This is a genomic window from Ruegeria sp. D3 (assembly GCF_056534465.1).
This window is the reverse complement of sequence record NZ_JBQFPK010000009.1, coordinates 169,324-190,685: the sequence shown is the minus strand read 5'-3', so window position 1 is coordinate 190,685 and position 21,362 is coordinate 169,324. Positions and strand designations below refer to the sequence as shown.

At 57.6% G+C, this 21,362-nt stretch carries 22 protein-coding genes; 10 read left to right on the top strand and 12 right to left on the bottom strand.

Annotated elements, in window-relative coordinates; genetic code table 11:
- Positions 1-134: 134 nt before the first annotated feature.
- The 4 genes from ACR0DX_RS14785 to ACR0DX_RS14770 all read right to left on the bottom strand — a co-directional run bounded on the left by ACR0DX_RS14785 (position 135) and on the right by ACR0DX_RS14770 (position 4,402).
- Positions 135-1,220, bottom strand: a complete 1,086-nt coding sequence (locus ACR0DX_RS14785) for an MHYT domain-containing protein (RefSeq protein WP_170355564.1) — start codon at positions 1,218-1,220, stop codon at positions 135-137.
- A 179-nt stretch (positions 1,221-1,399) separates the two neighbouring features.
- Positions 1,400-2,404 (bottom strand): ABC transporter substrate-binding protein, encoded by a 1,005-nt coding sequence (locus ACR0DX_RS14780; protein WP_170355565.1) that lies wholly within the window; start codon positions 2,402-2,404, stop codon positions 1,400-1,402.
- Positions 2,383-3,744: a sensor histidine kinase gene (locus ACR0DX_RS14775; RefSeq protein WP_170355566.1), complete on the bottom strand. Its 1,362-nt coding sequence runs from the start codon at positions 3,742-3,744 to the stop codon at positions 2,383-2,385. The genes ACR0DX_RS14780 and ACR0DX_RS14775 overlap by 22 nt, the downstream gene beginning before the upstream one ends.
- Complete coding sequence (locus ACR0DX_RS14770; protein WP_170355567.1) at positions 3,734-4,402, bottom strand: response regulator transcription factor; 669 nt, start codon at positions 4,400-4,402, stop codon at positions 3,734-3,736. The genes ACR0DX_RS14775 and ACR0DX_RS14770 overlap by 11 nt, the downstream gene beginning before the upstream one ends.
- Positions 4,403-4,510: 108 nt before the next feature.
- Here ACR0DX_RS14770 and ACR0DX_RS14765 point away from each other — a divergent pair, with 108 nt between their 5' ends.
- The 5 genes from ACR0DX_RS14765 to ACR0DX_RS14745 all read left to right on the top strand — a co-directional run bounded on the left by ACR0DX_RS14765 (position 4,511) and on the right by ACR0DX_RS14745 (position 9,500).
- Positions 4,511-5,491, top strand: coding sequence for a Bug family tripartite tricarboxylate transporter substrate binding protein (locus tag ACR0DX_RS14765; protein ID WP_170355568.1), 981 nt, complete (start codon positions 4,511-4,513; stop codon positions 5,489-5,491).
- Between the two features lie 66 nt (positions 5,492-5,557).
- Positions 5,558-6,040, top strand: coding sequence for a tripartite tricarboxylate transporter TctB family protein (locus ACR0DX_RS14760; RefSeq protein WP_170355569.1), 483 nt, complete (start codon positions 5,558-5,560; stop codon positions 6,038-6,040).
- Between the two features lies 1 nt (position 6,041).
- Complete coding sequence (locus tag ACR0DX_RS14755) at positions 6,042-7,553, top strand: tripartite tricarboxylate transporter permease (protein WP_170355570.1); 1,512 nt, start codon at positions 6,042-6,044, stop codon at positions 7,551-7,553.
- Positions 7,543-8,730: a CoA transferase gene (locus tag ACR0DX_RS14750; protein ID WP_170355571.1), complete on the top strand. Its 1,188-nt coding sequence runs from the start codon at positions 7,543-7,545 to the stop codon at positions 8,728-8,730. Before ACR0DX_RS14755 ends, ACR0DX_RS14750 begins: the two co-directional genes overlap by 11 nt.
- Complete coding sequence (locus ACR0DX_RS14745; RefSeq protein ID WP_170355572.1) at positions 8,727-9,500, top strand: citryl-CoA lyase; 774 nt, start codon at positions 8,727-8,729, stop codon at positions 9,498-9,500. Before ACR0DX_RS14750 ends, ACR0DX_RS14745 begins: the two co-directional genes overlap by 4 nt.
- Before the next feature lie 39 nt (positions 9,501-9,539).
- On the opposite strand, the gene ACR0DX_RS14740 is transcribed toward ACR0DX_RS14745, so the two are convergent.
- From ACR0DX_RS14740 to ACR0DX_RS14730, 3 genes are read right to left on the bottom strand one after another with little or no spacing between them, the layout of a single operon-like run.
- Positions 9,540-11,036 carry a heme biosynthesis HemY N-terminal domain-containing protein gene (locus ACR0DX_RS14740; RefSeq protein WP_170355573.1) on the bottom strand — a complete coding sequence of 499 codons (1,497 nt, stop codon included), beginning with the start codon at positions 11,034-11,036 and terminating at the stop codon, positions 9,540-9,542.
- Between the two features lie 10 nt (positions 11,037-11,046).
- Positions 11,047-12,267 carry a COG4223 family protein gene (locus tag ACR0DX_RS14735; protein ID WP_480846546.1) on the bottom strand — a complete coding sequence of 407 codons (1,221 nt, stop codon included), beginning with the start codon at positions 12,265-12,267 and terminating at the stop codon, positions 11,047-11,049.
- A 54-nt stretch (positions 12,268-12,321) separates the two neighbouring features.
- Positions 12,322-13,035 (bottom strand): uroporphyrinogen-III synthase, encoded by a 714-nt coding sequence (locus ACR0DX_RS14730; RefSeq protein ID WP_170355575.1) that lies wholly within the window; start codon positions 13,033-13,035, stop codon positions 12,322-12,324.
- Between the two features lie 97 nt (positions 13,036-13,132).
- Here ACR0DX_RS14730 and tsaD point away from each other — a divergent pair, with 97 nt between their 5' ends.
- From tsaD to ACR0DX_RS14710, 4 genes are read left to right on the top strand one after another with little or no spacing between them, the layout of a single operon-like run.
- Positions 13,133-14,227: a tRNA (adenosine(37)-N6)-threonylcarbamoyltransferase complex transferase subunit TsaD gene (tsaD, locus tag ACR0DX_RS14725; protein WP_170355576.1), complete on the top strand. Its 1,095-nt coding sequence runs from the start codon at positions 13,133-13,135 to the stop codon at positions 14,225-14,227.
- Complete coding sequence (locus ACR0DX_RS14720; RefSeq protein ID WP_170355577.1) at positions 14,224-15,180, top strand: NAD(P)H-dependent glycerol-3-phosphate dehydrogenase; 957 nt, start codon at positions 14,224-14,226, stop codon at positions 15,178-15,180. Before tsaD ends, ACR0DX_RS14720 begins: the two co-directional genes overlap by 4 nt.
- A 1-nt stretch (position 15,181) precedes the next feature.
- Positions 15,182-15,451 (top strand): YciI family protein, encoded by a 270-nt coding sequence (locus ACR0DX_RS14715; protein ID WP_170355578.1) that lies wholly within the window; start codon positions 15,182-15,184, stop codon positions 15,449-15,451.
- A complete protein-coding gene (locus ACR0DX_RS14710; protein WP_170355579.1) occupies positions 15,451-15,873 on the top strand; it encodes an EVE domain-containing protein in 423 nt (140 codons plus the stop codon). Before ACR0DX_RS14715 ends, ACR0DX_RS14710 begins: the two co-directional genes overlap by 1 nt.
- Before the next feature lie 190 nt (positions 15,874-16,063).
- Here ACR0DX_RS14710 and ACR0DX_RS14705 read toward each other — a convergent pair whose 3' ends face one another.
- Both ACR0DX_RS14705 and ACR0DX_RS14700 read right to left on the bottom strand, forming a co-directional pair.
- On the bottom strand, positions 16,064-16,405 hold the full coding sequence (locus tag ACR0DX_RS14705; RefSeq protein ID WP_170724636.1) for a DUF2853 family protein: 342 nt from the start codon (positions 16,403-16,405) through the stop codon (positions 16,064-16,066).
- A 135-nt stretch (positions 16,406-16,540) separates the two neighbouring features.
- Positions 16,541-17,416 carry a LysR family transcriptional regulator gene (locus ACR0DX_RS14700; protein ID WP_170355581.1) on the bottom strand — a complete coding sequence of 292 codons (876 nt, stop codon included), beginning with the start codon at positions 17,414-17,416 and terminating at the stop codon, positions 16,541-16,543.
- Positions 17,417-17,508: 92 nt separating this feature from the next.
- On the opposite strand from ACR0DX_RS14700, the gene ACR0DX_RS14695 reads away from it, so the two are divergent.
- Complete coding sequence (locus ACR0DX_RS14695) at positions 17,509-18,585, top strand: L-dopachrome tautomerase-related protein (protein WP_480846542.1); 1,077 nt, start codon at positions 17,509-17,511, stop codon at positions 18,583-18,585.
- A gap of 32 nt (positions 18,586-18,617) precedes the next feature.
- On the opposite strand, the gene ACR0DX_RS14690 is transcribed toward ACR0DX_RS14695, so the two are convergent.
- The 3 genes from ACR0DX_RS14690 to ACR0DX_RS14680 all read right to left on the bottom strand — a co-directional run bounded on the left by ACR0DX_RS14690 (position 18,618) and on the right by ACR0DX_RS14680 (position 21,188).
- On the bottom strand, positions 18,618-19,364 hold the full coding sequence (locus tag ACR0DX_RS14690) for an extensin family protein (protein ID WP_170355583.1): 747 nt from the start codon (positions 19,362-19,364) through the stop codon (positions 18,618-18,620).
- 13 nt (positions 19,365-19,377) lie between these two features.
- Entirely contained in the window at positions 19,378-20,766 is a 1,389-nt protein-coding gene (ahcY, locus tag ACR0DX_RS14685) for an adenosylhomocysteinase (RefSeq protein ID WP_170355738.1), read from the bottom strand.
- A gap of 101 nt (positions 20,767-20,867) precedes the next feature.
- Positions 20,868-21,188 (bottom strand): hypothetical protein, encoded by a 321-nt coding sequence (locus ACR0DX_RS14680; protein WP_170355584.1) that lies wholly within the window; start codon positions 21,186-21,188, stop codon positions 20,868-20,870.
- Positions 21,189-21,362 lie beyond the last annotated feature (174 nt).

Below are 21,362 nucleotides of genomic sequence, written 5' to 3'. Positions count from 1 at the left end.
TCCTCCCTGGGTCCGAGCAATATGCCTTGGGGGACCTGTGGGTAGGAAAGAACGCCCGCGTCAGCCGTTCCAGTCAACGGGAACGGGGCGCGCAGCTTGTTTCACGAAATGCGAATAGGCTGCACGAGTTGCGATCAAAGGCCCAGCGCGTCGCGAATGTCGGATAGGCGCGACCGGCTGACCGGCACCTTGGTTAGCGCATCCACACCGTCGAAATAACAAGTGCCATTGTCCTTGTGACGCTCAAAACTGGAGACATGTTTGGGATTCACCAGATAGCTGCGATGGGCGCGCAAAAACCCGTCCGGCGTCAGGCGGGTTTCAGCCTCGGTGATGGACCAGGGACAGAACAGTTTCTCGGCCCCGATATAGAGCACGGTATAATGCCCTTCGGCCCGGATTGCGGCGATCTCGGTCGGGGTGGCGAAAAAGGTCTGGCCTTCGCGCTCAAACGGAATGCCTGCCCGCAAGGTCGCAGGTTCAGGGCTGGGTGGAGCAGGCGCCACAACAGCAGCAGGTTCAAGGAAGCTAACGCCGGTCAACAGGAACGCTCCACAGATCAGGAACACCGCCACGGTGACACCCATCGCCAGCACCTGATTGTTCAGTGCCGGACCGGCCCCGCCGGTGCTGTCGCTGACGGTGAAATCGGTCAGACCGGTGGCCACGAAGTGCATTGTAAACACCGCCAATCCGAAACAGGCCGTTCCCAGCAAGATGTTACGCTGCGTGCGGTTGTCGTAGGCCACCCAGATCGCCACAACCGACAGCACGACCGAGGCCAGCGTTGACAACAGTACGTCCCACACGTTGTAGACCGGGCGACACAGTTCCATCCCGGCCATGCCTATATAGTGCATCACAACGATTCCAAGGCCCACGATCACGCCCGCCCCCACTATGGTCTGCACCGAACGTGGCCGGAAATGCAGCAACAGCAGCGCCAAACCTACCATCAGGATCGCCACAAGGGCCGAAATCAGTGTGATCAGCGCGTCATAGTAGAACAGGATCGGAAGTTGCAGGCCCAGCATGGCGACGAAATGCATCGACCAGATGCCGCCGCCCAGAACCACCGCAGCCAGCGCCACGATGATCTTACGGCGTTGGTCGTCCAGCTTCGATGCGCCATGCGTAAGATAAAGGCCAGTAAACCCCGCCATGAGCGCCACAGCTAACGAGGCTGCCACAAGCCAAGCGTTATGCGAATAGTCCAGCATCTTTGGTTTAGGCGCCCTCCCCGACGCGTGGACGACGTTAGCAAACGGATTTGATTGGGACAATTGGCTCTTGAACACGAATTCGGTGCTCGCCTCGGCCGTAACCTTTTTTCGTTTGCGACTTAGAAATTCAGCGCGCTACAAGTTCGCGCTCAGATCTACTTGATGGTCTCCGCTGCCTATTGAATCACCGCATTTTCCCATGCGGAAAGAAACTTTTTACGCTTAAGGTCATCCAAAAAAGTCAGCAAAGCCGGGTTCAATCCAATCGTTTCTCTGTCAGTCACCCCTCCCGGAGACGTCAGCGGCGGGAGGGAGGACTGCGTTTCCTGCGCGGCAGACTTTTCGGCAACGAGATGGCGGATGAAAGCTTCTGCTGCGTCTGGTTCCTGAGTTGCATTGGAAACCAAAGCTGTACGCATCATAATCGTTTGAAAATCAGTCGGAAAAATAACTTCAAGCGCATCTTTACCTTCGGCTCGGACAGCGGCGTAGCTGCCCAACACGTTATATGCGACCAAAATAGTGCCATCGGCCAGATCATTGATCATTTCGCCCGAACAACAATACAGCCGCACATCAAGCCCGCCCATAACTTCCATCAAGCGCCAATAGGTTTCCGAAGCTCGCGCATCCTGCGTTGCAAAGAGGTAACCCAAACCGGACTGGCGAACATCATAAGTGCCTACCTTGCCACGGAATTCTTCCGGGCGTTTACGTAAAGCTTCGATCAACATTTGGCGCGTTACGGGAACTTGCTGGCCTTCAAATGCCGCCCTGTTGATCACAATGGCCGCCGGCTCAGTGGTGAACGAGAAAAGGCTGTTGTGCCATTGTGCCCAGTGTGGTGTATCGATGTCGTCGATTGGTAGGGCATACCCATCATTGGCCAGTTTGAGTTGCAGATCCATCGCACTGGACACTACCACGTCAAATGCATCAGCAGCGGCTCGGACCCGCATGTTGATATCGGCCGTGCCCGAGACCAGGTATTCGACACTAATTGAGGGATTCTTCGCCACAAACTCCTCGATCAGTGGCGCAAATAGAACTGTATCCGTGCTCGAGATTACCCGCAGCCTGGGACCCTCTGCACCCTCGTTGAAAATCAACTGATCTTCCCAGTCTTCTGCCCATCCAGCGCCGGGCAGAAAAGCCAGCATCAAAGCGATAATGTAACGCATGCGCCCCCCTTGGGCCGGTTCGATAAAACCAACATTCCCCCATGTGCAGTCGCCACATCCTTTGCAATGGTTAGTCCCAGTCCAGAGCCAATGGTTCCTACAGCGTTTTCCCCACGCTCAAATCGTCGGGTCAGTCGGTCAACTTCGCTGGGAAGAAAACCGGGCCCGGTGTCGCTGACCTTAATCTCGGGTTTCGCTGTGACCTCTATTTCTACGATGCTGTCTGCGGGGGCATATTTCAAAGCATTGTCGATCATGTTTCTGACAGCGTTTTGAATAAGAATAGGATCTCCAGAATATGGAACCGATTTATCGCCTGTCAGACAGAGCGACAGTTCCTTCATTTCAGCGATAGGCGTCAAACGCTGAACCAGCTCTTGGATCAACTCGACAAGGTCAACATTCTCGCGCTCTAGCCGGTCCGCGCGAGACGTAATCATGGCGTGATCCAAAAGCTGACCTGCCGCGCGCGAGCTTTCGTCAATCGCGCGAACCATAGCACGCAGCGCCTCGCGGTTTTCTTTTCTTTCCACACGGTGGAGCGTGGCTTCGGCGTATGATCTGACAGTCGCCAAAGGTGTCCTGACGCGGTGGGCTGCTTCGGCGATAAAGTCCTCGGATTGGCTAAGCGACTGATCCAACCGGCCCATCAAGGAATTCAAGGACATGACAAGCGGCGCCATTTCTCGTGGCACTGGTTTTTTGAAAGGACTCAGATCCTGCGGCCCCCTTCGGGTTACCGAAGTCGTCAACTTGTTGAGCTGACCAATGGTTGTCGACGTGATCCAGAAAGATAAAGCTGCGGTGAGTAGAAAGAACCCCAACCCAAGAAAAGCAGCGTTGCGCGAAATCTGATCAAGAGTTTCGGAAAGCGCATCTTGTGTTTGACCCAGTACGACTTCGACCTCGGTTTGTCGGTCAAGCCCAACAAGAGTCCGGCTGGCGCTGACCTGTCGGATAAGTTCTTCGCGAACTTCGCCAGTTTTGAACGACCAATCGCTTTCTCCGAGCCCACCAGCAAACCGAAGGTCTTCGTAGCCTGATAGGAACTCACCGTCCTGAAAGATCGCATAGAACACTCGGTCATCTGACGGTGTACTCAGCATTGAAAATGCTGCGTACGGGATATCTACCTCGAGTGCACCATCTCTGAGCGCCGCAGCATCCAGTATTGATGTGACTGAAGCTTCAAGTATGTTGTCCTGACCTTGTTGTGCCACCTGCGCCGCGTAATTGCGAACTGTGAAAAACAGAAGAATTGCAAGAACAGCCGCACCGCCAATCAACGCGAGCACCAGCCTGTTTCGCAATGACCCTGAAACGGTCGGATTAGTTGTCATGATCCAGCCTATACCCCAGACCGCGCAGAGTAGTTATCTTGAGGTCCGACTTTTCAAGATGCCTGCGCAATCGGCCCACATAGACCTCGATGGCGTTGTCTGAAATGTTGTCATCGTAGGAAAACAGCCGATCTGCCAACTTCTGTTTCGAGAACACATGACCGGGTGCGTTGATGAACAGCTCCATCATACGCAATTCACGATTCCGCAAAGAAACGATGTCCCCGGCGACGACCAAATGCCCCGCGACCGGATCGAAGACAATGCCGCCCATCTCGATCGTCGTTTTTGTGATGCCTGACTTGCGACGCAAAACGGCACGGCATCTAGCCTCGAGTTCAGCGTGATCAAATGGTTTTGTGACGTAATCGTCGGCCCCAAGATCCAAAGAACCGATTCGATCAGAAACCTGACTGCGCGCGGTCAATACAATCACGGGAGTGTCCAGTCGACTTGCCCGATGCCGTTTCAGAAAGTCTCGGCCATCCCCATCTGGGAGCATGATATCCAACAGAATCAGGTCATATTCTTCGGTTTCGACAAAGGCGGTTGCGTCCTCCAAATTCGCTGCGTGATCAATGACATGACCGTCCAGACGCATGCGCGAACTGACCGCGTTCGCGAGGTCCAAGTTGTCTTCGACAAGTAGAAATTTCATCAGGCTTTTTCAGTATTTTGCCGCGTGACAGGTTGATGTCAGGTTGGTGTGTTTTTGTTCCATCCAATCTGAGCCGCCATGCGGCCGGTTGTCAAACGGGAGGAAATCATGACAACGATTAAACTGGGGCGTCGCGCCCTAATCGCAGCTGTGGCCGCAATCGGCCTGACCGGCCCGACATTGGCCGAAGATCAAGTTGTGGACAGCATCCACTTTCTGATCCCCGGTGGTGCCGGTGGCGGTTGGGACGGAACTGCCCGCGGCACGGGTGAAGCCCTTACGAATGCGGGTCTTGTTGGCACTGCATCCTATGAGAACATGTCAGGTGGCGGCGGCGGTAAGGCCATCGGCTTTCTGATTGAAAACGCTGACAGCAATCACGGCACATTGATGGTGAACTCAACTCCCATCGTTATCCGTTCGCTGACCGGTGTTTTCCCTCATAACTTCCGCGACCTGACTCTGGTTTCAGGCACTATCGGTGACTATGCGGCGATCGTCGTAGGCAAAGACAGCCCGATCAACTCGATGGACGATCTGTTGGCAGCTTTTGACGCTGATCCTTCGGCCACAGCAATTGGTGGTGGCTCGGTACCAGGCGGCATGGATCACTTGGTTGCAGCCATGGTCATGGAAGCAGCTGGCAAAGACGCTCTGGGCGTAAAGTACATTCCGTATGACGCAGGCGGCAAAGCCATGGCGGCGCTTCTGTCCGGCGAAATCGCGGCTCTGTCGACCGGTTTCTCGGAAGCTGTTGACCTGTCGAACGCGGGCGAAGTCAAAATCATCGGTGTCACATCGGAAGAACGCGTTGACGCTGCTCCTGATGCGATGACCATGAAGGAGCAGGGTATCGATACCACCTTCGTCAACTGGCGCGGATTCTTCGCAGCACCTGGCCTGCCGGAAGACAAGCTGGCGGCATATCAAGATGCAATCGCCAAGATGTACGACACTCCTGAATGGGAAGAAGTTCGGGCGCGCAACGGTTGGGTGAACATCCACAACTCGGGCGCTGACTTCCAAACGTTCCTTGAGCAGCAGGAACAGCAGATCGGTGATCTGATGAAGAAGCTGGGCTTTCTCTAACTGAAAATCGGCAGAGCGGACCGCCGCTCTGCCTTCCCCAAAGACAACAAAAAAGGAGGGGGCATCATGGCGTTGGATCGCTGGATCGCGCTCGTTCTGCTGGGTGTTTGTTTAACATATGGCTACGCCGCCTGGTTCACGATGGACGGTAGCCTTCCCCCCTTCATGCAAAGAAATCCCATCTGGCCAAGCACCTTCCCCAAAGTGCTGTCCATTCTGGGTATCGTCACGACGACAATTATCCTGCTGGGCTTTGAAAAGTCCGAGATCAAGGAAGCCGACATCGATTATCGCCGGCTGGGTGATTACCATCTGGATCAGGCGCTAACGCTGCTGGCTTTGATGGTGATCTACGCTTTGTGCCTGCGTCCTGTCGGTTTCCTGATTTCCACATCGGCATTCCTGATCCTTGGCTCCTTTATTCTGGGTGAGCGCAAGTGGCACATCATGCTGCCTGTTGCCTTCATCGCTACTGGGGCCGTCTGGTATCTGGTTCAGGAAGTTCTTGGCATTTACATGCGCCCGCTGCCGGGCATTTTCGGAGGCTGACATGCTTGAAGGACTTCTGATCGGCCTGCAAACGGCATTCTCAATCCAAAACCTTCTGATGGTCATCGCTGGCTGTCTGATCGGCACGTTCATCGGGATGTTGCCCGGTCTTGGACCGATGTCGATCATCGCCATCATGATCCCGGTTGCGATCTCGATGGGCGACCCATCCGCCGCTCTGATCCTTTTGGCTGGGGTATATTACGGAGCGATCTTCGGAGGATCGACATCCTCGATTCTGCTGAACGCGCCGGGTGTCGCAGGCACGGTAGCTTCAAGTTTCGATGGCTATCCGATGGCACGACAAGGCAAAGCAGGCAAGGCGCTGACAATCGCTGCGATCGCCAGTTTCGCCGGCGGCACGCTGGGTGCTGTGCTTCTAATGGTGTTTGCCCCTGCCCTGTCATCAGTGGCGCTGTTGTTCCATTCGGCCGAGTATTTCGCGCTTATGGTTGTCGGTCTTTCAGCCATCGCAGCCTTTGCTGGAAGCGGGCAAGTCGCCAAGGCCGTCATCATGACAGTCCTGGGGCTGATCATGGCAACTGTCGGCGAAGGCGCGTTGTTCAACCTACCTCGGTTCACCATGGGAATCATGGACCTGCAATCCGGCTTTGGCTTCATCACGCTGGCCATGGCCATGTTTGCCTTGCCCGAAGCGCTGTTTCTGGTCCTGAAGCCAAAAGATCTGAAAGGTGATGATGGTGAGATCAAGGACCTGCGCATCACCAAAGAAGAAGCCAAAGCAATTGCGCCAGTTGTGGGACGGCAGTCCGTACAAGGTTTCTTCATCGGCGTTCTTCCCGGCGCCGGTGCGACAATCGCCAGCTTCCTCGGCTACGCTGTTGAACGCAACATCGCTCCGAAAGAGGAACAGGAAGAATTTGGCAAAGGCTCGATCAAGGGTCTGGCGGCCCCGGAAACAGCGAACAACGCGGCCTGCACAGGATCATTCGTTCCACTGCTGACTTTGGGTATTCCAGGTTCCGGCACCACGGCGATCCTGCTGGGCGCGCTGATTGCTCTGAACGTGACACCCGGTCCGCGTCTGATGCTGGATGAGCCTCAAATCTTCTGGGCTGTGATCATGTCCATGTTTATCGGAAACCTTGTCCTGTTGATCCTGAACCTGCCGCTGATCCCTTACATCGCAAAGGTGCTATCCGTTCCGCGCAACTACCTGATACCGTTCATTTTGTTCTTTACGTTGATGGGCGCTTATATTGGGCAGAACAATGCAACGGAGTTGTTGATCCTTGTTGGTTTCGGCGTCTGCGCCACGGCTTTGAAGTTTGCCGACTATCCGCTGGCCCCGCTTCTGATCGGGTTCATCCTTGGCGGAATGATGGAAGACAACTTTGCGAGGTCCATGCAGCTTTATGACGGGATCGGGTTTATCTGGGAACGCCCCATGACGCTGGGCCTGCTGGTTATCGCCGCGCTGCTGGTGTTGCTGCCCAGCTATCGCGCGCGTCGCGCACGGGCACGGGCTGCCGGTATCGCCGATGGCGACTGAGCCTTTAGCAGGAATACGAGTTCTTGACCTGACGAATGTTCTGGCGGGCCCGTATTGCTGCTATCAGCTTGCCTTGATGGGGGCCGAGGTGATCAAGGTCGAACGGCCTGAGGGCGGCGATCTTGCTCGGGTGTTGGGCGCAGACCCAGACCGCAACAAGGCCGGGATGGGCATCAGTTTTCTCGCCCAGAACGCGGATAAGAAATCCGTCACGCTGGATATGAAGCCAGCAAAGGGCAAAGACTTGCTGAAGAAGCTGGTTCAAACCGCCGACGTGCTGGTCGAAAATTTCCGGCCCGGTGTAATGGACCGGCTTGGCCTTGGCTATGACGTTCTGCGCGCTGAAAATGCCAACCTGATCTATTGCGCAATCAGCGGTTTTGGGCAGGATGGTCCTCGTAAAAAAGACCCGGCCTACGACCAAATCGTTCAGGGTATCAGCGGTGTCATGTCGATCACCGGAGCAGCCGATACAGCGCCCTATCGCGTCGGCTACCCGCTGGCCGATACCGTCGGGGGGCTAACGGCCGCTTTTGCGATCAGTGCGGCCCTGAACGCCAGACCACGCGGCACGTTTCTGGATATCGCAATGTCCGAGGCGGTGATCTCCACCATGGGCTGGGTGGTGTCGAACTACCTGATCGGGGATGTCACACCGGCAGCGCATGGCAACGAAAACACCACATCCGCCCCGTCAGGAACCTTTGCCACTGCGGATAACCCGATCAACATCGCGGCCAATCGTGACGAACAATGGCAGGCGCTTGCTCGACACCTTGGACGGGAAGATTTGCTGGGCAACCCTGACTATGCCTCGCGTGAAGATCGCAAGAGGAACCGCCATAACCTTAGGGACGATCTTGAAGCCACGCTGCGAACCCGACCCTCTCGGGAATGGGTTCGCGAGTTGAACGCGATTGGCGTTCCGACCGGGCAGGTGATGACCGTGCCCGAAGCACTGGCCGACGAACAGCTGACAGGCCGCGGATTGATTGGATCTTTGCCGTCCCACAGCGAGGAGCTGAAACTGACCGGCAGCCCTGTTGTGATGGATGGTCAACGCAGAATGCCCCGGACCGCCCCGCCGGATTTGGGGGCAGATAATGCTGTGATCTGGTCTGAGCTTGGTCTGAGCCGTGACGAAATAAACGCGTTGACGAAGGAGAGGATCATATGAGCGATGTCGCTGACTGGTGGTCAACATCCATCATCGACATGGAACCCGGACGAATAGACCTGCGGGGCACACCTATTCAGGACCTTATCGGCAACCTTGGTTTCGCGGAAATGATCTGGTTCATGGTGCGCGGAGACAGGCCATCCGCCGCACAGTTGAAATTGTTCGAAGCCGCCTTGGTTGCTGCCGTGGATCACGGGCCACAAGCCCCTTCGATCGCTACGGCACGCATGGCAGTGACGTGCGGACTGCCGCTCAACAACGCCATGGCAAGCGCGGTGAATATGCTAGGGGACATCCACGGCGGCGCTGGTGAACAAGCGGTGACCCTGTATCAGTTTGTCAATGCTCACCCATCCGCCGTTGGCCCGGCGCTGGATGACTGGATTGCCGCGCAAGGGAAAATTCTGCCCGGATTCGGTCACCGCTTTCACACCCCAACGGATCCACGCGCACCACGTTTAATGAGCCTTGTGGACGAAGCGATTGAGGCAGGTGCCTGTGATGGGCGCTACAAATCTGTCGCGATCGACATCGAAGGCGAATTGGCGCAGCGCAAAGGCAAACCCGTTCCGATGAATATCGACGGAGCCACAGCGGTGATCTATGCCGAGCTTGGTTTTGACGCGCCATTGGCGCGTGGCCTGTTTTGCCTGTCCCGTTCTGTCGGCATTCTTGCACATGCGTGGGAACAGTCTCAGCAGGGTGGCCGAAACAAGGGACCGACCCCGCAAAAGTATCGCTGGACGTATTTGCCCAGCGACACCTAAGTGGCATCAAAGTTCTAAAATGTCCGTTGATCCGAGTCCTCAGACCTTTTCTTCGATCGCAGGCTCGACATCAGGGCGCACGGGTTCGGCCTCCATTTCGATCACGTCAGGCGCAACCTCTTCTTCGGGCTCTTCAATCTCCGGCTCGACCTTGTCTTCAAGCGCGCCAACGATCAGGGGCAGCATGTGAACACCGGTCGCCGAGGCGATCTCGGGCGTTTGCGGAGTTTGCCAGCTCAGCGTGTCAAAGCTGTGGCAGTTCTGACAGACCGGCGCCCATTCGGGCTGGATATCATGGCAGTTGTCGCAAACCCATTGCGGCCCGCGCGGCGCGTTCAGCGCCTTGGCCAACCATCCCTGCACCACCGCGTCCGAGGCGCCCTCGCCCCGTTCAATCGCTGCCATCAGCGTATAGGCGCGGGCATCGGCCTGTTTTTCGACCACATCGCCCAGCGCACGGCGAGCTTCGGGGAAATCCTCGGCCACGATGTTCAACTCGGCCAGGATCAGGCGCGTTTCAGGGTTTTCCGGGTGGATACGGGTCAGGGCGGTGAACCGCTTGATCCGCGCATCCGGCGTTTCATCCGGCGCGATTTCCGCAAAGGCATGGGCCAGATCGGGATGCGGCTGCACCTCCCACGCTTTTTTCAGGATCTTGGTCGCGGCGCGCGGCTTGCCCTTTTCGATATAGGCCCGCGCGGCCATCGCAGCGGCAGGAACCAGATCAGGCGACAAGCGGTTGGCCTCGATCGCGTGTTCTTGCTGTTCGACCGTGGCGCCTTCGTCCAGAATGCCCTTGGCTTCGGACAGAGCCAGCACTGCATCACGGCGTTTGAACACGTCGCGCGGCAGATGACCAGCCTTGAGCTTGGCCGTCAGAGTCGAACGCGCGCCCGTCCAATCCTGCGACTTGGTCTGCAAACCCAGCAGAATATCCTGCGTTTCGGCGTGGCGCGGCTTGATCGCCAACGCCTTTTCGGCCAGCTTCCGGGCGGTATCGTCATCACCCTCGGCCAGTTTTTGCTTCAAGATACCACGCACGCCCACAAACCGGGTGGCGTTGTTCGTCACCAGTTTCTTATAGGTATCCGAGGCTTTCTTGGTGTCACCATTCATCTCGGCCGCCTGTGCCACCAGCAGATTGGTTAGTTCAGGCTTGTTCAGCAGTTTTTCGGCCTTGGTGGCCTTGGACATGGCAATGCGCCCCTCGCCCGAAGCCAGTGCCATTAGCCCATCAGCCAGCGCCTGATAGCCGCGCTGTTCACGGCTGCGGTCGAAATAGCGCGACAGGGCGGTTTCATCGCCATTTAGGAATTTCAGCGTGGCGATTAGAAGGGTCAGCAGTTTGAAGAACACCCAGATCGCAAAGACCAACACGCCCAGCGCAATAACCGATTGCAAAGGCCCCAGAGTGTATTCCGTGCCACCCGCCGTGATCTGAATACCGCCGCTGGTTTCCATCAGGAACCCGGCACCAATAGCCAGAAGGCCAACAATGGCAACAAATACAAGGATTTTTATAAGTGACCACAGCATGGCAGGTCCTTCAGTTCGAGTTCGCGCCAGAAGCAAGCGCATCTGCGGCATCCAAGGCAGATACCCGTGTCTGCGCCGCTTGTTCCCATTGAGCCAGCGCAGCACGGGCCGCCTCGGGCAGAGATTTCAGTTCGTTCAAAGCCCCGGCTACATCGCCGGTGGACAGCGCCGCTTGCGCACGAGACAAGATCGCATCCGGATCATCACCCTCTTGCGGTGTTACCGAACGCGCACCCGTCTGGCGCTGGAGGAACGCGACGATCCCCGTGCCTTTCTCCGCCTCTCGGGCGTCGGCAAGAGCAGCGCGGGCAGCTGGCGCAAAATCCTCACGCAGGGCCGAAACCGTCGCAACTCCATTGTCCGCGGCCGCGGACAACGCACCCGGGATTTCGACCCCGCCAGCAGACAGTTCGGAAAGAAGGTCGGAATAGGGTTGCCCTGCATCCAACTGCCCTTGGAGCTTAGACAGTATCGCTGCATTGGTCGCGGCCAAAGCCTCATCCGAAGCTTTTGCTTCCAGAGCCTGAGCTTCCGCAACCATCTTTTCAACCTCGGCGCGTTGGGCAGCCAGCGAGTCCTGCAGTTTTTTCAGCTCGGCTTCAAATGCGGCTGTGGTTTCGGGGGTGGCTCCTTGGGTCAGCGCGCCGCTTTCCAGCGCGGCCAAGCGATCAGCCAGAGGCTGGATCTGTCCTGACAAACCATCAAGGCCGGATTGGACGGCGTCCAGATCCGATGTGATCGGAGCCAACTGTTCTGTCAAAGCAGCAATCTTGCTTTCCAAGTCCGAGCCATCGGACAGAGATTTCGAGAGCGCGTCGATTTGGTTGGCTTGATCGGTCAGCTTTGCCTCGAGCGTGGTCAACGCGTCCGAGCTACCGGAGTTGAACAAACCAGCGCTGCCCGCCGCGAACCCGATTGCGGCTGCAATCGCACCGCCGATCAACGCCGGAACAAAGCCACCTTTCTTTTCCGACTGACGTTCGGACAGGTTCTCCTTGAAACGTTCAAGATTGGCTTCGGCTTCGGCTTCGGCTTCGGCTTCGGCTTCGGCTTCGGCTTCGGCTTCGGCTTCGGCTTCGGCTTCGGCTTCGGCTTCGGCTTCGGAAAGGGTCTCTTCTAACGCTGTTGCATCGTCAATAGTCGGTTCCTCAGATGCGGAAACAGCTTCAACCGACTCATCTGTCTTGGGATCATCCACCGGTTTTTGATCGGAGTTCTTCTTATCAGCCACCGCAATATTCCCCTTATCGAATCCGAAATGCTTGGAACAACAGACCCGGCTAAGTTAGTCGGTGGCCACGTCGCCCTCAACCCGCAACGCATGTTTCACAAGTTTTTTAACGGCCTTACGCATTTTCTTGGGTGTCGGCGCTTTCGCGACCTTCAACCGCGCATAGGGCAAAGAATAAAGGGGTTCGGCCGTGGCCTGGCTGATGGCAGCTACCCAAAGCGGGGCAGAACCGCGCCAGATGTCGGCAAAATGTCGCGCCGTTCTGGGTGAAAATATTGGAACCAAAACTGCGGATTTGCCGCTTGCGGCGGCAGTCGCTTCGGGTGTCAGCGGTAACAGGTTTTGCTGGTAAACAGGCTGTTCGCGCACGGTCAGGCCGGATTCGGTCAGCCGCGCGGCAATATTGCCCCGGCTGTGCTCGCCTCGCAGGTGCAGTAGCGGACTGAGCGGTCGGGTTTGCAAAAGGGCTGCGATTAACTCCTCGGCGGTCTGGCCCATCATTTGCGCGTCCCACCCAGCACCTTTTGCCGTACCTGTTGTTGCAGGACCCACGCAGAAGGCAGGCAGAGACCGCTCAACCCCAGCCGAGGCCGCCGCGTTCACCGCATTGGCCGAGGTGAAAATCAGCCCACGCGTATCAATCGTATCCACACGAACCGGCAGGGGTTTGATTTCAAGTATTGGGGAATAGACAACCTGTACCCGAGACCTGACGCGGGTCGGAAGTTGCGCAACGAACCTTTCAGAGGCCGCGCGCGGGCGGGTCATCAACAAATACAACGGTCGGCGCCTTGGGCCTTGGGATTGTTTGCATCCGCACAGGGTGATACCCCGCTTGGCAACCAAGGTGTAACGGATCAGGCCAATGGTGCAAACACTTACTGTCCTCGGGTTGGAAAGCAGCTGTGACGACACAGCCGCTGCCGTTGTGCGCCATGGCGAAAACGGGGCCGAGGTTTTGTCCTCGATCGTTCATGGCCAAAACGACCTGCACAGTGCCTTTGGCGGCGTCGTCCCCGAGATTGCCGCCCGCGCTCATGCCGAGAAACTGGACATTTGCGTCATGCAGGCGCTTGAGGAGGCCGGTTTGGCTCTGTCCGACATGGACGCCATCGCCGTGACTGCGGGGCCGGGTTTGATCGGCGGCGTCATGTCCGGCGTGATGTGCGCCAAAGGGATCAGTGCCGCGACCGGGTTGCCCTTGATCGGGGTGAACCACCTTGCCGGGCACGCCTTGACGCCGCGCCTGACCGACGGCATCGCGTTTCCATATCTTATGCTGCTGGTTTCGGGCGGACATTGCCAATACCTGATCGCCCATGGGCCGGACCAGTTCACCCGTCTGGGCGGCACCATCGATGACGCGCCGGGTGAGGCGTTCGACAAAACCGCCCGCCTTTTGGGCCTGCCGCAACCCGGCGGCCCTTCGGTCGAGGCCGAGGCCCGCGCAGGTGATCCCACACGGTTCCGGTTTCCGCGGCCTTTGTTGGACCGGCCCGGATGTGATCTGTCCTTTTCCGGGTTGAAAACGGCGCTGATGCGGATGCGCGATCAGGTGGTAGCTGAGAAAGGCGGGCTGACCCGTCAGGACCGCTCCGATCTTTGCGCCGGGTTCCAACAGGCCGTTGTCGATACACTGGCCGAGAAAACCCGCCGAGCGATAGATCTGTATCTGAATGAAAACCCCTCGGAGCCGGTGATTGCCGTGGCCGGAGGCGTTGCGGCAAATTCGGCCATTCGTAAAGCATTAGAGACTGTTTGCGATGAGAAAGGTGCCCGTTTCACCGCGCCACCTCTGGCCCTTTGCACCGACAACGCCGCCATGATCGCCTATGCCGGGATCGAGCGATTCCGCACCGGCGCGCGCGACGGGTTGGACATGACTGCCCGCCCCCGCTGGCCTTTGGACCAGACCAGCCCCGCAATGCTTGGCAGTGGCAAAAAAGGGGCCAAGGCATGAGCGTTTCGGTTCTGGGCTCGGGTGCATTCGGGACCGCGCTGGCAATTTCGCTGGCCGGAAACGGACCGGTAACGCTTTGGGCGCGAGACGCGGAACAGGCGCGGGTGATGCACAGCACGCGTGAAAACGCGGCGCGGCTGCCGGGTGTGACCTTGCCGGATGCGATCACCGTAACGGCGGACATTACGCAGGCAACGCGCGGTCAAACGTTACTGGTCTCGGTGCCGATGCAAAAACTGCGCGGTGTGCTGACGGATCACGGCGTGGTTCTGGCTGAGAAAACGCTGGTGGCCTGCTGCAAAGGTATCGAGCTATCCACCGGGCTGGGTCCGATCTCGGTCATCCGCCAGACCATTCCCGACGCGCGCCCTGCCCTGCTGACCGGCCCGAGCTTTGCCGATGATATCGCACGCGGATTGCCGACCGCGCTGACGCTGGCCTGCGCTGAGGATGCGCATGAGCTACAGCATGACCTGACCACGGCGAACCTGCGCCTATACCGCACCACCGATCTGATCGGGGCGGAACTGGGGGGCGCGTTGAAGAACGTCATGGCCATCGCTTGCGGAGCAGCGATCGGAGCCGGTTTGGGCGACAGCGCCCGCGCCGCGCTGATGACGCGCGGATTTGCTGAGATGCAGCGCTTTGCCCTAATGCGCGGCGCGCGGCCCGAAACCCTTATGGGCCTGTCGGGATTGGGCGATCTGGTGCTGACCTGCTCGTCCGAGTTATCCAGAAACTATCGTTTTGGCCTGTGTTTGGGTCGAAATCAGCCCTTTGACACCACCACCACGGTCGAGGGCGTCGCAACCGCGCGTGCCATGTCCGACATTGCCCGGGCCGAGGGGCTGGACATGCCTATCAGCGCTACTGTCGCCGACCTGAGCCAAGGCACATATAGTGTGGCGCAGGCCATTGATACTCTGCTCAACAGACCCCTGAAGGAGGAATAATATGCTCATTGCTCTGATCGCCCGTGACAAGGACGGCGCATTGCAAACCCGGCTGGACAATCGCGCCGACCACCTGGCTTACATCGAAGAAACCGGTGTCGTTGCACAGGCCGGACCCCTGTTGGATGGCGACGCAATGATCGGATCGCTGATCATCCTTGAGGTGGAAGACATGGCCGCCGCCCAAAGCTGGGCTGACAATGATCCCTATGCCAAGGCCGGTTTGTTCCAGTCCGTCGACCTGATCGCGTGGAAAAAGGTTATCGGCTGATGGCATATTGGCTGTTCAAATCCGAACCCTCGACCTGGAGCTGGGACCAACAGGTTGCCAAAGGGGACGCAGGCGAGGAATGGGACGGCGTGCGCAACTATCAGGCGCGCAATTTCATGCGCCAGATGGCGGTGGGCGACCGGGGGTTCTTTTACCACTCGCAAAAGGACAAGGCGGTGGTTGGCATCGTCGAGGTCTGCGCCGCCGCCCATCCTGACAGCACCACCGATGATGACCGCTGGGAATGTGTGGATATCAAGGCCGTACGGCCCTTCAAAACACCGGTCACGCTGGACCAGATCAAGGCCGATGGACGGCTGGACGAGATGGTGCTGGTGAAAAACTCGCGCCTGTCAGTGCAGCCGGTTACGGATGCCGAATGGCAGGTGATCTGCGATCTGGGGCAGACTCAGGCGGAATAAAAAAGGGAAGGTTCCGACGGATGCAGAACCTTCCCTACCCCGCGTGCTCCCGACTCACCACACGCGTATAGAAATTCTTCGGTTCTGACCGTCCTGGCCACAAGATGACACTAGCCGAAACAGCGGCGCCGATACAAACACCAAGTACTTAAAATTGGAAACGCCCGCCGCTGCGACGGGCGCTATTGGATCAGCCGTAGACCGATTCCTTGCCGAAGTGTTTGGTCAGCATGTAATAGACCACAGCGCGGTATTTATTGCGCTCTGAGATGCCATAAGTGCCAAGCACCGATTGTATCGCCTCATCTAACGCAGGACTATCGGACAGGCCCAGTTTCTTGATCAGGAAGTTGTTTTTGACAGTCTCAATCTCGCCCTCTTGCGAGGCCGCCACGGTCGATGCGTCGGCATCGTAGATCGCCGGACCGCAACCGATCGTGACCTTGGTCAGCAAGTCCATATCGGGATCCATCCCGCATTTGTTCTTCAGATCTTCCGCGTATTTTGCAATCAAGTCGTCGCGTTTTCCCATGACTGGCTCTTCCGTAAAGCAGCGTCTTGCTGCGAAGTCACAAAAGGTTGAAACAAGTGCGGGAAATCTATTCAGCTGAGGGTAGGTCACAACGGGAAAAACTGGTTTATTTCCCCCCAAGGAAACACGTAAAACTCACTGAAAGGCGCGATTGGCCAAATCCGAGAAAGCGCGCACCTTTCGCCCAGGTGTTGCGTTCCCTGCATGCACGAATGAGATCGGAGCGTCAGGTGACCGCAAAACACCAGGCATGACCTCAACCAGTGCCCCGCTTTCCAACTCGCGCTGAACAGCTAAGCGGGATTTGACCGCAAGCCCCAACCCCTGTACCGCCGCTTCGGTCAACATATCCGAGTTCGATACTGCAATCCCGCGCGGGATCGAAAACTGCGCAGCACCGTGACCATCCGTGATGTCGAGCCGAGTTTGCCACGGCAGACAGGCCCAGCGCATTAGGCGTAAGTCTTCAGCCGTGGCCGGCAGTCCATATGTTTCGCAAAACACCGGTGAAGCACAGATGATCCTGTCATTATCGCTTAGTTTACGGGCCTTTAGTGTGCTGTCGGCCATCTGTCCCACCCGGATCGCGCAGTCGATACCCTCATCCACCAACGCGACATAGCGATCAACGGCCAGAAACTCGACCGTCAGGTCCGGATGCTCGGCCTGAAACGCGCTCATGACCGGCATGATGAAGCGCGACAAAATCCAGGGTGACAGCGTCACGCGCAAATGTCCGCGCAATGCGCCAGTGCCACTGCCGGCCTCAAGCTCGGCGTCGCGCAAATCGGCCAACAAAGGTTCGATCCGGTCCAGAAAGATCAGACCTTCTTCGGTCAGTTGCACCTTGCGGCTGTTGCGGTGGAAGAGTTTGAGGTTCAGAACCTCCTCAAGCTTCGTAATGCGGTGGCTGACCGTCGCCGCCGAGATCCCCTGCGCCTTGGCCGCGGACCCTACGCCGCCGGTTTTCGCGACCGAGACAAAGGTCAGCAGGTCATTCACATGGTACATTCGAAAATTCCTAACGCTGGTTTCAAGATTGAGCCAGTTATCGCGGAAAATTTCAAATGGTATCTGCTGAACCACGACCAGAGGAGGACCTGATGAAATCACTTTACGCAGCCACATGCGCGCTTGCGCTGGCCCTGCCCGCAGCGGCAGCCGAGTTGGAAACCTATCTTGAGTTTGAAAAGGCCATGCCTCCGGGTAATCTGGCCATTGGCCCGGATGGGCGCATGTTCATGTCCGTGCATGAATTCTATGGCCCCGAATTGCGCGTGGTTGAAGTGATGCCGGACGGCTCCACCAAACCCTACCCGACCGAAGACTGGGCCCGCGCCCCGAACGATGATGCGGACGGGTTGAACGGCGTGTTGGGCCTGCGGGCGGATCGCGATGGAATCCTGTGGATGCTGGATGGTCAGGGCGAGAACCAGACCGGACGCGTGGTCGGCTGGGACACCAAAACCGAAACGCTGCACGCGATCCACTATATCGGTGCGCCTGTCGCACGCCCGACCTCTTTCCTGAACGATCTGGCTGTAGACCGCGATCATGGGGCCATCTACATCTCGGATACCGGCGACGGGCAGAACTCGGCCATAATCGTGGTTGATCTGGATACCGGGCGCGCGCGGCGGGTTCTGGAAGGCTCTAAATATACCATTCCCGAGGATACGCCGATGGTGATCGACGGGCGCGAGATCACGCTGGGCGGCAATCCGGCCAAGATCGGCATCAACCCGATCACGGTCGATCCGACCAACACATGGGTCTATTTCGCCCCAATGACGGCAAGTGCGATGTACCGCATTCCCACCGCTGCGCTGCTGGATGAAAGCCTGTCAGATGCCGATCTTGAGGCCAATGTTGAACGCTATGGCGACAAGCCGATCTCGGATGGCTCGACCGTAGATACCGGCGGCAATGTTTACATCACCGCGATGACGGACAATGCGCTGGGCGTCACCAAGCCGGATGGCAGCTATGAAGTGCTGTTCCAGTCGGACGATGAATTGCCGTGGCCAGACGGGTTTTCGATCGGTGCGGATGGGTATGTCTATGCCACGATTAACGAGTTGCACCGCTCTCCCGTTTTGAACAATGGCGAAGATGCCTCGAAGGGTATCTACAAGATCGTCCGGTTCAAATCTCTGGCTGATGCGGTCAGCGGACGCTAAGCCAATCTTCGGCCCCGGTTCTCGGGGCCGGATTATCTGCAATAGCCCCAGCCCGGCCCCTGCAAATGGAAGTGGTCCGCGTGCAGCTTTTTGAAATTGGGGCTCAGCACCACGCGGAACCAATCACAAGCGCCCTGCCCGATCTGGCGTAGGAATTCGGATTCGGGCCCTTTAGTTGGCCAGTCGCGCAACAGGTTTAGTGTGCGTCCATCAGCCAGATCGACCCCCACGATATCAATGGAATCCGCGGTTGCATGACTGCTCCATCGGCTGACCTGCCCCTGCGCGGTCCGCATCCGGCGGCAGTTATAGCTGCCCAGATGCCGTAGAGCGCGCGCCTCAGTGCCCAAAATGTCCCGCGCAGCAGGCTGAACCACGTGATGTTCCCACATGGCAAGACGCAGAGCTGTGGTACAGCGCGTTTCGACCCCTCGGACATCTGCGGTAACAAGGCGCGACAGAAGGCCCCGTCCGCTGATACCGCAATTCTGATCGACGACCAAATCCTCCATCTCAGCAAACGCCACTTCGTCCGCAGACAGTACCGCCTTGCATTGCGCCCCATCCGCCAGAGCACGGTTCAACTGAAACCGCGTTACCAGAGTAACCGGGGCCGTAATCGACAGATCGCGCAGGGGGTTCCAATGGTCAGGCAAGGGTGACTTCGGGTGTGTCACCAGAAGGAATCCGGCAGAGCCAACAAGAAATAGAAATACGATGATGGAAAAGAAAGACGCCGCCAGTTGTATGAACCGGCGGCGTCCCGTGCGTTTCGTCACACCCGATCCGCGATCAGTAGCGGTAATGCTCGGGCTTATAGGGACCTTCGGGTTTCACGCCGATATAGGCCGCTTGTTCCGAGTCCATCTGAGTCAGCTTCACGCCGATACGGTCCAGATGCAGGCGGGCGACTTTCTCATCCAGATGCTTGGGCAAGATGTAGACGTCGTTTTTGTACTCATCACCCTTGGTGAACAGTTCAATCTGCGCCAGAACCTGGTTGGTGAACGAGGCAGACATCACGAAGGACGGGTGGCCAGTGGCGTTGCCGAGGTTCAGCAGACGGCCTTCGGACAGCAGGATGATGCGGTTGCCCGAGGGCATCTCGATCATGTCCACCTGTTCCTTGATGTTGGTCCATTTGTGGTTCTTCAGGCTGGCCACCTGAATTTCATTGTCGAAGTGGCCGATGTTGCCGACGATGGCCATGTCCTTCATCTCGCGCATGTGCTCGATGCGGATCACGTCCTTGTTGCCGGTGGTGGTGATGAACACATCAGCGCTGGCAACTTCGTCTTCCAGCAGAGTGACCTCGAACCCGTCCATTGCGGCCTGCAGAGCGCAGATCGGGTCAACTTCAGTCACTTTCACACGGGCACCGGCACCGGCCAGCGACGCGGCCGAGCCTTTGCCCACATCGCCATAGCCGCAGACCACGGCAACCTTACCGGCCAGCATGGTGTCGGTGGCGCGGCGTATACCGTCGACCAGCGATTCCTTGCAGCCATACTTGTTGTCGAATTTCGACTTGGTGACGCTGTCATTCACGTTGATCGCGGGGAAAGGAAGGTGGCCTTCTTTCACCAGCTGATACAGACGGTTCACGCCGGTCGTGGTTTCCTCGGACACACCTTTGATCTGGTCGCGCATCTTGGTGAACCAGCCAGGGCTTGCAGCCATACGCTTGGCGATCTGCTTCTTGATCACCTCTTCCTCTTCCGAGCCCGGAACGGGGATGATGTCTTCACCGGCTTCGGCGCGTGCGCCCAGCAGGATATACAGCGTCGCATCGCCGCCATCGTCCAGAATCATGTTCGGGCCGTCATCGAACATAAAGGACTTGTCCAGGTAATCCCAATGCTCTTCCAGCGTCTGGCCTTTGATGGCGAAGACGGGAATGCCAGCCTCGGCGATTGCCGCTGCCGCGTGGTCCTGGGTCGAGAAGATGTTGCACGACGCCCAGCGCACATCTGCACCAAGCGCCACCAACGTTTCGATTAGAACGGCTGTTTGGATGGTCATGTGCAGCGAGCCAACGATGCGCGCGCCGCTCAGCGGTTTGCTTTCGCCATATTCTGCACGCAGGGACATCAGGCCCGGCATCTCAGTTTCGGCGATATCCAGTTCTTTGCGGCCGAACCCGGCCAGCGAAATGTCTTTGACGATATAGTCCCCGGCCATCAGGTACTCCATTCCGGTAAATACTGTTCCGGGTTGCCCCTAACATCCCTTTATGGGCGTGGCAACGCAGATGGCCGGAAACGGGATTTTTGTCGCTAAAATCAGCTTGGCGTGCCGTCTACCTTGATCTTGGGGATCGCCTCAAAAAAATCGGTGCCAACGGCGACGATACAACTCAGGCCGTTCGCATGGGTCACCAAAACGGTATAGCTTCCCGTTTCCTCAGAGGTCCAAACCTCCATCACCGATTGCCCGCCGCGCGATTTCTGCAATCCGCCAAAGGCTAGCTGTTCCGAATAGCTGTCCTGTAGCTTGGCGATTACGTGATCACGCTGCGCACAAGTGTTCTGCTGTGCAAAAGCCGGAGGCGCAGTCGCGGCCATTCCAAAAGCCAGGGCAACTCCAAATAAACGCTTGAACATAACAAGCTCCTTTCGATTCTGGTTTCAATCGAGAGGGGCACACCGGGAGAAGCATGCGCCCCCCTCGGTACTTGATGTCGGTATCACCGCGCACTTGTTCAAAGCACGAATGCTCAAGAAAAAGTTGGCAGCTGGTGATCTTGACAGCTAAACCATACCATAAAATTGAGGCGC